At 69.0% G+C, this 12231-nt stretch carries 11 protein-coding genes; 1 reads left to right on the forward strand and 10 read right to left on the reverse strand.

Features of this window, described 5'->3' with window-relative positions; all coding sequences use genetic code 11:
• Positions 1 to 35: 35 nt before the first annotated feature.
• The 9 genes from WFH25_RS08020 to WFH25_RS08060 all read right to left on the reverse strand — a co-directional run bounded on the left by WFH25_RS08020 (position 36) and on the right by WFH25_RS08060 (position 11426).
• Positions 36 to 911 (reverse strand): prepilin peptidase, encoded by an 876-nt coding sequence (locus WFH25_RS08020; protein ID WP_336697330.1) that lies wholly within the window; start codon positions 909 to 911, stop codon positions 36 to 38.
• The gene (locus WFH25_RS08025) at positions 878 to 2707 is read right to left on the reverse strand and encodes a hypothetical protein (RefSeq protein WP_139201901.1); all 1830 of its coding nucleotides are present in this window, start codon (positions 2705 to 2707) and stop codon (positions 878 to 880) included. The genes WFH25_RS08020 and WFH25_RS08025 overlap by 34 nt, the downstream gene beginning before the upstream one ends.
• 47 nt (positions 2708 to 2754) lie before the next feature.
• Complete coding sequence (locus WFH25_RS08030; RefSeq protein WP_071302480.1) at positions 2755 to 3459, reverse strand: PulJ/GspJ family protein; 705 nt, start codon at positions 3457 to 3459, stop codon at positions 2755 to 2757.
• Positions 3456 to 4919 (reverse strand): prepilin-type N-terminal cleavage/methylation domain-containing protein, encoded by a 1464-nt coding sequence (locus WFH25_RS08035; RefSeq protein ID WP_229085552.1) that lies wholly within the window; start codon positions 4917 to 4919, stop codon positions 3456 to 3458. The genes WFH25_RS08030 and WFH25_RS08035 overlap by 4 nt, the downstream gene beginning before the upstream one ends.
• Before the next feature lie 80 nt (positions 4920 to 4999).
• On the reverse strand, positions 5000 to 5422 hold the full coding sequence (locus WFH25_RS08040) for a type II secretion system protein (RefSeq protein ID WP_336697333.1): 423 nt from the start codon (positions 5420 to 5422) through the stop codon (positions 5000 to 5002).
• Between the two features lie 192 nt (positions 5423 to 5614).
• Positions 5615 to 6838: a type II secretion system F family protein gene (locus tag WFH25_RS08045; RefSeq protein ID WP_083295163.1), complete on the reverse strand. Its 1224-nt coding sequence runs from the start codon at positions 6836 to 6838 to the stop codon at positions 5615 to 5617.
• Complete coding sequence (locus tag WFH25_RS08050; protein ID WP_336697334.1) at positions 6838 to 8508, reverse strand: PilT/PilU family type 4a pilus ATPase; 1671 nt, start codon at positions 8506 to 8508, stop codon at positions 6838 to 6840. The genes WFH25_RS08045 and WFH25_RS08050 overlap by 1 nt, the downstream gene beginning before the upstream one ends.
• Positions 8509 to 8524: 16 nt before the next feature.
• Complete coding sequence (locus WFH25_RS08055) at positions 8525 to 10195, reverse strand: GspE/PulE family protein (RefSeq protein ID WP_071295202.1); 1671 nt, start codon at positions 10193 to 10195, stop codon at positions 8525 to 8527.
• Between the two features lie 208 nt (positions 10196 to 10403).
• Positions 10404 to 11426: a GNAT family N-acetyltransferase gene (locus WFH25_RS08060; RefSeq protein WP_336697335.1), complete on the reverse strand. Its 1023-nt coding sequence runs from the start codon at positions 11424 to 11426 to the stop codon at positions 10404 to 10406.
• Between the two features lie 79 nt (positions 11427 to 11505).
• Between WFH25_RS08060 and WFH25_RS08065 the strand changes: the two genes are divergently transcribed.
• Positions 11506 to 11901, forward strand: coding sequence for a VOC family protein (locus WFH25_RS08065; protein WP_071295200.1), 396 nt, complete (start codon positions 11506 to 11508; stop codon positions 11899 to 11901).
• A gap of 160 nt (positions 11902 to 12061) precedes the next feature.
• On the opposite strand, the gene WFH25_RS08070 is transcribed toward WFH25_RS08065, so the two are convergent.
• The gene (locus WFH25_RS08070) at positions 12062 to 12190 is read right to left on the reverse strand and encodes a hypothetical protein (RefSeq protein ID WP_336697336.1); all 129 of its coding nucleotides are present in this window, start codon (positions 12188 to 12190) and stop codon (positions 12062 to 12064) included.
• Positions 12191 to 12231 lie beyond the last annotated feature (41 nt).

Genomic DNA, 12231 nt, shown 5'->3' on the forward strand with positions numbered 1-12231 from the left:
CTGCTTTCGTCGAGGAGTGGTCGGTGGAGGAGGCGTCAGGCGACTCCGAGGACCCCGAGGTAGGCGGTCCAGAGAGCGTGTCCGAAGACGATGCCGATCCACGCGCCGATCAGCATCGACGGCCCGAACGGCACGCCACCGCGCCATCGCGCACGTCGTGTGGTGACCAGCGCGATCGCGACGGTACCTCCGACCACGAAGGCGCCGAAAGCACCCACTGCGAGGGGTCCCCATCCGAGGTACGCGAGGACGAGCCCGAGGACGACGGCGAGTTTCACGTCGCCGAGCCCCATCCCGCCCGGGACCGCGACGGCCAGCGCGAGGTAGGCGCCGCCCAGGACCACCGCCCCGATCCCGGCCCGGCCGAGGGCCGCGAAGTCTCCGCTCAGCACCGAGACAACGACCAGGAGGACGACGAGGACCACGGCGGACGGGTAGACGATCGCGTTCGGCAGGGTGTGCGTCTCGAGGTCGATCAGCGCGAGGGCGACGGAGATCGCCATGAGGTAGAGCAGAGCCGCGAGGAGGATCGCCTGGGCCGCAGGGACACGGACGGGTCCGATCACCACGGGTCCGGAGACCGCGACGGCCGCGACCGCGACGAACAGCAGTGCGGTCGACAGCTCGACGATCGGGTACCGAGGCGAGATCGGCTCCGCGCAGTCCCGGCACCGTCCGCGCAGGAGCACCCAGGAGAGCACCGGCACGTTGTCCCGACGCCGGATGGCGTGTCCGCACCCGGGGCAGGAGCTCGGTGGCGACACCACCGAGAGGCCGGCGGGGACGCGGTGGACGACGACGTTCAGGAAGGAGCCGACGAGCAGGCCGAGCACGCCGGCGAGGACGACGACGATCGGCAGGACCTCGCCCGCGCCGATCACCTGCACGCCCCCGTGCTGGTCGTCGCGCACGAGCCGTCTGCCTTGAACGCCGCCTGCACCTCCACCTGCGTGGTCACGCCGTAGGAGGTCGACACGGGTTGGAGGAACTTCGGCGGCGCAGTGGTCAGCAGGCGCTGGTCGTAGACGTAGTTCTTCGAGAACCCCGTGCTGCCCGTGGTCGCGACGGGTCCACGCCAGTTCTGCGCGATGGAGCCGATGACCTTGAGCACACCCAGCTTCGACCCGATGTCGTAGTTCTGGTTCCAGAACGTCCCCGCGTTGCTCGCGATCGCCGCACTGATCGTCAGGGACTCTCCGCCGGAGCGGTTGAGGAGTCGGACGCCGCTCTGGTTGCAGCGTGTGGTGTCGGTGACGTTGCCGACGCCCCACTGGTAGACGGTCGGGTAGGAGGTGCAGCGTGCGGGGTTGTAGACCTCGACGGCGTTCTGCCCGACCAGTCCGAGGATGTCGTTCGTCGCGCTGACGTAGGTGATGTCGTCCGTCACCCAGATGGTGCCGGACGACGCGATGGTCATGGCACCGGCGAACGCGCCGCTGACGAACACGTCCCCCGCCGAGCAGCTGTACGTGTCCGACGCCGACCCGGTCTGCGCGTACGAACCCGACGTGCCGCCGTTGATCCACTCGCCGGCGGCCGGGAAGCCCTGCCCGTTGCTGAAGGGCTGGTTCGTCGTGGTCGTCGTGGTCCCGTTCGATCGCACGGTGACCGTCGTCGTGCAGTACGTGTTCGTGTACTTCGAGGGGAAAGTGTTCGCCGCCCAGGAGTTGGCGTTGTTCGAGGCGGTCGGCACGTCCTGGACGTACATGAGGTTCGCCGGGAGGGTCGTGATGGTGGCACCGGCAGCGCTCTGCAGGTCCGAAATGGTCCCGCACAGTGCGGCGGACTTCGCGAGGTCGGCCCCCGCCTTGACCTCACCGGTCGACGCGACCACCTGGATCTGCGTCGCCTTGGACCACGGCGACCAGACGGTCATCTTGCCGTTGCCGAGGAACGACACCCGCGTCGGCCCGGTGTAGAGGCAGCCGGGACGAGGGACCGTGGTCGGGGTGTCCGTGCGGGTCTCCTGCGACATGTTCGAGTTCAGCGCGGGGAGCCCGAGGTAGGGCACCGCGGTCGCGGCGCCGCCGTTGAACACGCCGCTGCACGTCCCGCTGGACGGGCGGACGCTCGTGTCGTGCTGCTCGACGGTGCCGTTGAACACCGTCGAGCAGGCCGCGGTGAACACGTCGTTCGTCCTGATGGGACCGTTCAGGACGTCGGTCCCGGCGAACTGCACCGCCTGGCACTTCGTCCCGCTCTGCCACTGGTACATGGTGGTGCAGGAGCTGCCCGAGATCGCCGGGTTCGACGATTCGTAGTTCGTGAAGTAGAGGTAGTTGATGAAGCCGTCGCCCTTGAGGTTGGCGACCAGGGACCGCACGCTGCCGCCCGACTTGCCGGTCACGCGGACCTTCAGGACGCCCTTCGACGAGTAGTTCGAGTTGTCGACCTCGTACCGGTACCACTGGTCCGTCGACCCGACGACCGCTGCCCACTTCGAGAAGGCGTCGTTGCCGTTCTGTCCGCTGAAGGTCGACCCGCTGTCCTTGCTGAACTGCGCGTCGGCGTTGCCGTAGAGGGCGTACCCGTTGTCGTTCGAGAGCTTCGACTGGTAGTCGGCGAGCCCCGCGTACGCGGCGGCGATCGCGTTCTGGAAGTTGCGGTCGGTCGCCGACTTCACGGCGCCGGACGTCGACACGGCGATCATGGTCGCGACGAGCAGCATCATGACGGTGCCGAAGATGAGCACGTTGGCGAGGATCATGCCCCGCTCGTCGCGCTGGGCCCGGTCCAGGAGTGCGTGGATCCGCCTCACGGGGTCCCTCCGGTGTTCGTCCCGTAGACCACGTTGAAGAGGTACAGGGTGTTCTGGATGTGGGTGTTCCCGGACAGGCCGGCCGTCGACGAGCCGAGCTCGAGGTTCACGCGCACGGCACGGACGTTCCCGAGCTGCGTCGCGGCGAGCGTGCCGTCCGACTGCGTCGGGACGGTCGTGCCGTTGGCCCCGAGGTACTCGAACAGCGGGTCGCCGTCGACCGTGGGGGACGCGACGGGTCCACCCACGACGACGCTGCGCGTCGGGGTCTGCGTGGTCGCGGGGAACGTCCAGAAGCCGTTGTTGGCGGTGCCGTCCCACTGGTCCAGGACGATCCGCTTCGCAGCGTTGACCGAGTACCGGATCTGGACGGGCTTGTCGGTGCTGTTGCCGTCCAGGTTGATGTAGGCGTAGAAGGTCGTCCGCGTCGGCGCGGCTTCCGTCAGCGCCGCGGCGTAGCTGCCGTCCGCCTTCGGCAACAGGCTCGCCGCGTGGACGTACCGGGTCAGCGAGTTCATCACGATCGACGCCGACCGTGCGTTCTGGTCGGACGTCGTGTTCGTCGAACCGGCCCGGAGCGTGGCGGTGAAGAAGCCGCCGACGGCGACGAGGATGACCATCGCCACGCTCACCGCGACCAGCAGCTCGGAGAGCGTGACGCCCGACTGGTCGGCGTGCAGCCGACGGAGGGCCCCGGTCACGACGTCTGCCCTCGTGGGTCGAGCGTGAGCGTGTTGTCGTAGCTGATGACCACGAGCGCGCTCTTCTGGTTCACGCGGCCGCTCGTGACCGCGTTCACGTTCGAGGCGTTCGAGGCGATCTCGTTCTTGGTCGTCGCGCCGAAGGACGTCCCCGAGTAGAGGGTCCAGGTCCCGAAGGGCAGGGCGATCGTCGCCGTGTCCGCTGACGAGAGCGGGAACTTCATCGTCATGCCGGCGGAGCACCCCGGGTCACCAGCAGCGGGGTTCGAGGACGACACCGCGGTCACGTAGCGGCTCTTGACCCCCTTCACCGTCGCGACGCCCATCATCACGGACGCCGAGGACGGCACCCCCGGTGACGTCTCGATCGTCCCCGGTGCCGAGCCGACCGCCCCAGAGGGATTCGGTGTCGACCATGCCGACGGGTTCGGGCTGAGACAGCTCGAGGACGACGCCGAACTGTTCGAGTACGGACCCGCGTAGACGGTGTAGCCCGACGTGAACGGGAACACCGGCAGGCTCGGCGTCGAGGCGGACGTGACGGCGAGCGAGGTGCTGGTGACGTCCCACGGCTTGACCGTGTCGAGGCCGCCGACCGTCGAGGAGAGCACCGTCACCATGTTCGTGGGGAGCGTCGCGTTGTAGCCCTTCGCGTACTGCAGCGTCAGCTGGCTCGCGCGGTCGTACACGAACGGGACCGGTGAGCTCGCGCCGGCGGAGACGGTGATCGGCGACTGGGAGGACGGCTGCGCCTGGTTCGTGTCGATGCCACCAGTGGTGTTCGCGGTGACCGTGTAGTCGCCGGGCGCCACGTTGACCGCGTAGGAGCAGCCCTGTGCGTCGGTCGGCTGGACCGCCGTGGTGAGCGCGGAGCCACCGCCGCCGGAGACCGGCGTGACGGTGATGCCGACGCCCGCGTACGGGGCACCGGACGCGGTCGCCACCGAGACGATGAGTGTGCCGTAGCCGGGGTCGGTCACGGCGTCGCTCGGGGCGATCGCCGAGGTGACCGAGGTCGAGCTCGTGCCGCCGCCGCGCGGGTTCGGCCAGCTCACGGTCTCGACGACGCTCTTGTAGGCCAGCTTGCCGGTCGATGTCCCGCAGGCTCCGGTCGCACCGTCGCTCTGCACCCAGGACACCGCACGGTCGATCCGGTACTCGACGTTGCCGACCGTCTTCCGGTTGTCGGCGCCCGCCTTGCCGACGACCTTGAAGATCCCGGCGGTCGACGCCGCGGCGGTCTGCCGGAGCGTGTCGATGTCCTGCGAGGCCAGCGCCACCGCGGTCTCACGGCCGCGGGTCGTCTGGGTGAGCTGCAGGGTGTTCGCGATGCCGTAGGCGATGCCCACCGACATCACCGCGAACACCATCATCGCGACCATGACCTCGATGATCGAGAAGCCGGCCTCGCCGTCGCGCTCGTCGCGCGGGCTGAGGACGTTCCGCAGTCGTTGGATCATGGTCACCTCCTGGTCGGTGTTCGGGTGAGCGAAAGGGCGGTCCGTCCGACGACGGACCGCCCTTCAGGCGATCAGTTGGATCAGCAGGTACCGGCGACGGCCGACGTGCTGTCCGTGATCTTGTAGGACGTCTTCGTCGCGCCGACGCCGCTGATGCAGAACGTGGTGGTCCCGGTGGACTTGAACGTCAGCTTGTTGTCCGTGCTCTCCGTGTAGCCGTACTGGCCGAGGGTCGTCGTGTTCACGTCGGTCGCGGCCGGCAGGGCGCCGTTCTTGTCGGTCTGGTACGCGATCACCGCGGTCTTCGCGTTGGCGAGGTCCGACTTCACCGAGGCGTCCTTCGCGTTGTTCTGCACGTTGAGGTACACCGGGATGGCGATCGCGGCAAGGATGCCGATGATGATCACGACGACGAGGAGCTCGATGAGCGTGAAGCCCTTCTCGTCCTCTTCGAGGAGTCCCTTGCGGCGAGCCTCGAGCTTGCCCATGAGAGCGAAGTACATGGTGTTTCCATTCTTTCGGGAATGCGATGGGAAGATTGTTCGGGGCGTGCTCGCCGCCGCTGACAAGAGTATTCAGGGCCAATTCCGGGCGGAATCCCGAGAACGGGGGGCAAGTGGGGAACGAAATACCCCCACTCCCGGGGGCAGTGGGGGTACTTCCTCCCCCGCACGAGGGGTAGCGAAAAGCCGCTCCTACTTGACGAGCGACGTGATCTGGAAGATCGGCAGGTAGAGCGCCACGATCATCCCGCCGACCACCACACCCAGGAACGCGATGAGCAACGGCTCGATGAGGGCGGTCAGGGACTCTGTGGTCGCCTCGACCTCGGCGTCGTAGAAGATCGCGATCTTCTCGAGCATGACCTCGAGCGAACCCGCGTCCTCACCGACCGCCATCATCTGCGAGACCATGCTCGGGAATACTTTCTCATTTGCCAGCGGTGCGGAAATCGATTCACCTTTCCGAACGCTTTCCGCAACCCGTTCGAGTGCTTTCTGCACGACGAAGTTGTTCGAGACTTCACCGACGATCTGCAATGCCTGCAGAATGGGGACGCCGGCCCCGATCATGTTCGAGAAATTGCGTGCGAACCGCGCGATGACGATCTTCTTCGTCAGCGGGCCGAACACCGGCAGACGCATCATCAGCGGGTCACGGACGGCGCGGAAACGATCGGTGTTCTTGTTGGCGCGGAACCAGAGCCACCCGACGACGACCGCGACGGCCAGCACGGGTCCGAGCCACCGCATCGCGTGGGACATCGTCACGAGGATCTGCGTCGGCACCGGCAGCTGCCCGCCGAGGCTCGAGAACATGTCCTGGAAGATCGGCACGATGAAGATGAGCATGATGACGACCGCGAGCAGCGACATCACCAGCACGACGACCGGGTAGGTCATCGCCGACTTGATGGTCGACCGGAGCTTGTGCTCCTTCTCGAAGTTCGTCGCGATGGAGTCCATCGCCTGGTCGAGGAAGCCGCCGGTCTCACCCGCCCGGATCATGTTGATCATGATCGGGGGGAAGTCGACCGGGTACTTCGCCACGGCGTCGGAGAAGGAGACACCGCGCTCGACGTCGTCCCGGACCTTCCCGAGGATCACCTTGAGCTTCTTGTTCTCCGTCTGGTCGGCGAGGATCGACAGCGCGCGGAGCAGGGAGAGCCCCGACGTCAGCATGGTCGACGCCTGACGCGACATGATCGCCAGGTCCTTGAGCCCCACACCCTTCTCGAACCCCGGGATCTTGATCTCGGTCTGCAGTCCGGTGCCGGGCTTCGCCTCGGTGATGGCGATCGGCGAGACGCCCATGCCCCGGAGACGCTGGACGACCGCTCCTTCGGAGGACGCGTCGAGCCGTCCCTTGACGAGCTTCCCGGCGCCGTCGCGCCCCCGGTAGTCGTAGGCGAGCGACATCAGTGGCCTCCTGAGTACTTGTCGCCGAAGTCGATCTCGGACGCGGCGATCGCGGCGGCCGAGGAGTCGGACGGGGACTCGACGCGCTGCACGAGCCGGTCGAAGCCCTCGTGGTCGTGCACCTTCTCCATCGCGGCAGCCCGCGTGACGGTGCCGACGTTGACGAGCTCGGCGAGGTCCTGGTCCATCGTGTGCATCCCCATGTCACGCCCGGCCTGCATGGCGGAGGTGATCTGGTACGTCTTGCCCTCGCGCACGAGGTTCCCGATGGCCGGGGTGGTCCTCATGATCTCGGTGGCGACGACCCGGCCGGCACCGTTGGCCTTCGGCACGAGCGTCTGGCAGACGACACCCTCGAGCGTCGAGGCGAGCTGCGTCCGGATCTGCCCCTGCTGGTGCGGCGGGAAGACGTCGATGACGCGGTCGATCGTGCCGGGAGCGCTCTGCGTGTGCAGGGTGGCGAACACGAGGTGGCCGGTCTCGGCCGCGGTGAGGGCGACGGAGATCGTCTCGAGGTCGCGGAGCTCGCCGATCAGGATGACGTCCGGGTCCTGGCGCAGCACGTGCTTCAGGGCGGCGGCGAACGAGTGCGTGTCGGCCCCGACCTCGCGCTGGTTGATGATCGCCTTCTTGTGGTCGTGCATGAACTCGATCGGGTCCTCGACCGTCACGATGTGGTCGGCCCGGGTCTCGTTGACGAGGTCGATGAGCGCGGCGAGCGTGGTCGACTTGCCGGAACCGGTCGGCCCGGTCACGAGCACGAGTCCGCGCGGCAGCTTGGCGAACTCCCCCACGTGCTCGGGGATGCCGAGCTGCTTGAGGGTCTTGATCTTGGTCGGGATGATGCGGAAGGCCGCGCCCCAGTTCCCGCGCTGCTGGTAGTAGTTCACGCGGAAGCGGTACTCGGGCGACAGCGAGTACGCGAAGTCGAGTTCCTGCTCGTGGTCGAACTGCCCGGCCTGCTCCACCGAGAGCAGGGTCTTGAGGGCGGCGATCACCTTGTTCCGCGCCCACGGCCCGCCGGGGACCGCCGGTCGCAGGGATCCGTCGACGCGCACGGTCGGGGCCGCGTCCGCGGTGAGGTGGAGGTCCGACGCACCCTGGTAGACGACCTGGGCGAGCGCGGTGATGAGGTCGGGGTCGGCGACCTCACGCGCGTGGCGGGTGAAGTTGATCTCGTCGTGGCCGGCGGGCGCGGGCACGTGGGTGGCCGCGACGTGGGCGACGGTCGGGAGGATCGTGGTCGGTTCCGCCGGCACGACCGGCAGGTGCTGGGTCACCGCGTCGGCGTAGCCGTAGGACGCGGTCGACGGCGGGACGGCTGCGGACGGCGTCGCGGGGCGGGTGTGCGGCTGCGCGACCGGCACGGCGACGGGGTCGCCGGACGGAGCCGGCCAGGACCCGCTCGGGACGTTCGCGGAGGGCGCGGCGGCACCGGCGACGGGCGCAGCCGGAGCCGGCCAGGCGGTGTCACCCGACAGGTCGTAGACCGGCGCGGCCGAGGCGGGGGCGATCTGCGCCTCCACGGCCGGCGACGTCGGCTGCTGCGCCGCTGCGGCCGCGAGCCGGGCGGCGCGGCGACCACCGACCTCGTGGCCGGGACGGCCCGGGTGCCACCCCGCGACCGGCTCGTCGCCGGGCACGGAGATGTCGTAGACGGAATCGGTCATCGTTCCACTCCCACGCCTACGCGACCACGCGCAGGATCTCGTCGATGCTCGTCATGCCGAGCTTGACCTTCTCCCACCCGTCCTGGCGGAGGGTGAGCATGCCCTGCTGCTGGGCGACGCGGCCGATCTCGGCGCTCGAGGCACGCGAGACGGCGAGGCGCTCGATCTCCTCGGTCACGGTCATGACCTCGTGCAGGGCGATGCGGCCGCGGTACCCGGTGTTCGAGCAGACGGCGCAGCCGACCGGGCCGAAGAACTCCGGCACGGCGGTGTCCTCGGTGCCCACGAAGCCGAGCGCCACGAGCTGCGCCGGCGTGTACTGCGCCGGGGCCTTGCAGCGGTCGCAGAGCCGTCGTGCCAGACGCTGGGCGACCACGGAGTCGAGTGCGGACCCGACGAGGAACGGCTCGATGTCCATCTCCGTCAGTCGCGTCACTGCCGACGGGGCGTCGTTCGTGTGCAGCGTGGACAGCACGAGGTGGCCGGTGAGCGAGGCCTCGATCGCGATCTGCGCGGTCTCGTGGTCGCGGATCTCGCCGAGGAGCACGACGTCGGGGTCGGACCGGAGGATCGACCGCAGGGCCGACGCGAACGTGAGTCCGGCCTTCGGGTTCACCTGCACCTGGTTGATGCCGGCCATCCGGTACTCGACCGGGTCCTCGACGGTGATGACGTTGATCTCGGGACGAGCGACCGCGTTGAGGGTCGTGTAGAGCGTCGTCGACTTGCCGGACCCGGTGGGACCGGTGACGAGGATCATGCCGTACGGCTTCGAGTAGGAGCGCTGGTACGCCTGGAAGTTCTGCTCGAGCAGGTTGAGGTCCTTGAGGGACATCGACGTGTTCGTGTTGTCGAGGATCCGCATGACGACCTTCTCGCCCCACACGGTGGGGAGCGTCGCGACGCGGAGGTCGATCTGCCGGCCACCGTGGCGTACCGACATGCGGCCGTCCTGCGGCTTCCGACGCTCGGCGATGTCGATGTCACTCATGATCTTGAGCCGGCTGATGACGCCGTTCTGGATGTTCTTCGGCGCCGGGGCCATCTCGTGGAGCACGCCGTCGATGCGGTAGCGCACCCGGACCTCGTGCTCGCCGGGCTCGATGTGGATGTCGGACGCGTGGTCCTGGATGGCCTGGGACACGAGCAGGTTGACGAACCGGACGATCGGGACGTCGTCGAGCGCGCCGTCGGTGAGGTCGACCTGCTGCTGGGTCTGCGCCGATGCCTCTTCCTCGAGCGAGGAGGTCAGGTCGTTCAGCTCGTCGTCGGCACGCAGGTAGCGGTCGAGTGCTGCGGCGAGGTCACGCTCGTCGACCTGCAGCGGCTTCACGGGGCGGCCGGAGGCGGTCCGGGCGTCGTCGATCGCCAGCACGTTCGTCGGGTTCACCATCGCGAGGACGAGGACGTCGCCCTCGAACCCGACGCCGAGCACGCCGTGCCGACGGCACAGGGCCGCCGGGAGCATCGACACCGCGGTGCCGTCGACCGGGTAGTCCGTCAGCGGGACGGTCTTGGAGTTGTTCGACGCAGCGCGCGCGGTGATGTACTGCGCCTCGCTGACGAGGCCCTGGTCGACGAGCGAGCGGATCGAACGGTCGTCGATCTCCTCGTCGCCGGTCATCGAGTCGAGGTGCTCGATCGGCAGGGCTCCGTTGAGGATGAGGATCTCGGACAGCGTGGCCATGAGCTGCGGAGCCTCCTTCGGGTCGCGCGCGGTTCGTGGGGACGAGCGCCGCAGGGGTTCGACGCCCGACCACGCTACGTCCGCACGGAACGGCCACCGCAGTCCCACAACGAGGGGGCGAGGGGGTGTTCGGTGGCCCCAGTGCAGGGGTACCCGCGGGTATCGACACCGCCGACGGCGTGCGCGCCGAGGGCCGCGACGACCCCCGTCAGAGGGTCGTCGACGCGGTGACGTGCACCGGCCCCGGGACGAACCCGAGCCGCTCGTAGATGCGTCCGGCGCCGGTCGGGTTCTCGGCGTCGACGTGCAGGACCGCGGCGGACAGCCCCACGGCACGCATCCCCTGCAGCGCGGCGTCGAGGACGATCGGCGCGAGTCCCGTCCCTCGTGCCGCCCGCACGACACCGACCCAGTGCACGTACCCGAACGACCGGCCGCGAGCGGCGAAGCCGTCCGGATCCACCTCGACGAGTGCGAACGCCACGATCCGGCCCGCGGGGTCGACGACGACCCGGCCGAGGTCGAGCCGGGCCGTCGCCGCGGTGAGGAACCCGCGCCAGTCGGACTCGACCATCGGTTGCGATCCCCAGTGGTCGCGGAAGGCGTCGTTCTTCGCGATCCGCAGCGGCTCGATGTCGTCGGACGTCGTCGCACGCACGCTGTACCCGTCCGGCAACTGCGGGATCGCGGGCCCGGTGCGCTCGTCGAGCACCGCCTGCATGTCCACCCAGTGCCGGACCGGCTCGAACTCGAAGTGGGCCGCCAGACGTAGCGGACCGGTCCCCTGCGCGGCGCCGACCTCGATCGTCGCCGGCAGGTCGAGGTCGAGCGCGGCGAGTCGCTGCCGCGCGCGCCCGATGAGCCACGCGAGCACACGACGGCCGATGCCCCGGCCGCGCAGTGCGGGGTGGACCGCCCCCTCGAGCACCACGCGAGCGGCGGTGACGCGGGAGGGGACGTCGATGACGATGCCGTACGCCTGCACATGCCCCTCAGCATCGACGCCGACGAGGGTGTCCCGAGCGATGTCGAGCCCTTCGGTGGAGAACGTCCGCTCCAGGCTCGCTGTGGAGGGACGAGCGTGTGGGTCGTCGACCGCGGCAGCCGCCACGGCGAGCGCGTGCACGGCCTCCAGGTCGTCGCGGTTCGCCGCCTGGAAGGTCAGCCCGGCGATCGGGACCGGGAGCTCGAGGTGGGCCGGGGCGGTGATCCGTTCGCGCAGCGTTGCCATCGGACCAGCCTGCCATCGGTCACGGGCGCGGCAGCGGAAAGTGCTCGACGCGCAGCCCTGCTCCGGGACATGATGAGTCATGGACATCACGAGCGTGACCGTGGGGCTGCCCGTCACCGACATCGAGGCGTCCTGCCTCTGGTACGGCGCCGTGTTCGAACGTGCCGAACCGGACCTCGAGCCCGACGAGGGCATCGCCGAGTACGAGGTCGGCGGCATCTGGATCCAGCTCTACGAGGACGCCGACGCCGAGGAGAACCCCGTGAGCGTCCGCTTCGGCGTCGACGACGTCGCCGCCCAGCACGCACGCATCGGCGCACTCGGGATCGACATCGGCCCGGTCGAGTGCGTCGACGGAGCCGTCGACTGGTTCGACGTCCGCGATCCCGACGGCAACGTCCTGAGCCTGTTCTCCCTGGTCGACGAGACCGGCCGGGGCTCCGGACGCGACAACGGGGCGGACCGCGCGGTCTGAGCCGTCACGCCACCGCCTGACGGACTGGAGGCGCGGTGCGGGCCTGCACCGCGCCTCCAGTCCGTCAGCGGCGTTGCGCGAGCACGACCGCGTTCAGGACCCACGATCGCGGTCGGCTCCGGACCACACCACTTCGGAACGCCCACCGGATCGAGCACGGTCACCCCTCGGACACGAAGAACAGCACCGCAGCGACGACGACCAGCACGAGGTCGACCAGGAACACCGCGGGCGCGAGCCGACTCTTCTCGTGGATCGTCCCCGCGGTCGTCGCGGAACCCAGCGACATCGCACCGAAGAGCAGCGCGGGCCCGTGGACCAGGACCGCGA

The organism is Curtobacterium sp. USHLN213 (assembly GCF_037144815.1).
In the GTDB taxonomy this organism is placed as follows: Bacteria; Actinomycetota; Actinomycetes; order Actinomycetales; family Microbacteriaceae; genus Curtobacterium.

Excerpts from the sequence above, each read along its gene's own strand:
- WFH25_RS08060 (WP_336697335.1), bottom strand. The coding sequence starts at position 11,426 with ATGGCAACGCTGCGCGAACGGATCACCGCCCCGGCCCACCTCGAGCTC.
- WFH25_RS08065 (WP_071295200.1), top strand. The coding sequence starts at position 11,506 with ATGGACATCACGAGCGTGACCGTGGGGCTGCCCGTCACCGACATCGAG.
- WFH25_RS08070 (WP_336697336.1), bottom strand. The coding sequence starts at position 12,190 with ATGTCGCTGGGTTCCGCGACGACCGCGGGGACGATCCACGAGAAGAGT.
- WFH25_RS08050 (WP_336697334.1), bottom strand. The coding sequence starts at position 8,508 with ATGACCGATTCCGTCTACGACATCTCCGTGCCCGGCGACGAGCCGGTC.
- WFH25_RS08040 (WP_336697333.1), bottom strand. The coding sequence starts at position 5,422 with ATGTACTTCGCTCTCATGGGCAAGCTCGAGGCTCGCCGCAAGGGACTC.
- WFH25_RS08055 (WP_071295202.1), bottom strand. The coding sequence starts at position 10,195 with ATGGCCACGCTGTCCGAGATCCTCATCCTCAACGGAGCCCTGCCGATC.
- WFH25_RS08025 (WP_139201901.1), bottom strand. The coding sequence starts at position 2,707 with ATGATCCTCGCCAACGTGCTCATCTTCGGCACCGTCATGATGCTGCTC.
- WFH25_RS08045 (WP_083295163.1), bottom strand. The coding sequence starts at position 6,838 with ATGTCGCTCGCCTACGACTACCGGGGGCGCGACGGCGCCGGGAAGCTC.
- WFH25_RS08035 (WP_229085552.1), bottom strand. The coding sequence starts at position 4,919 with ATGATCCAACGACTGCGGAACGTCCTCAGCCCGCGCGACGAGCGCGAC.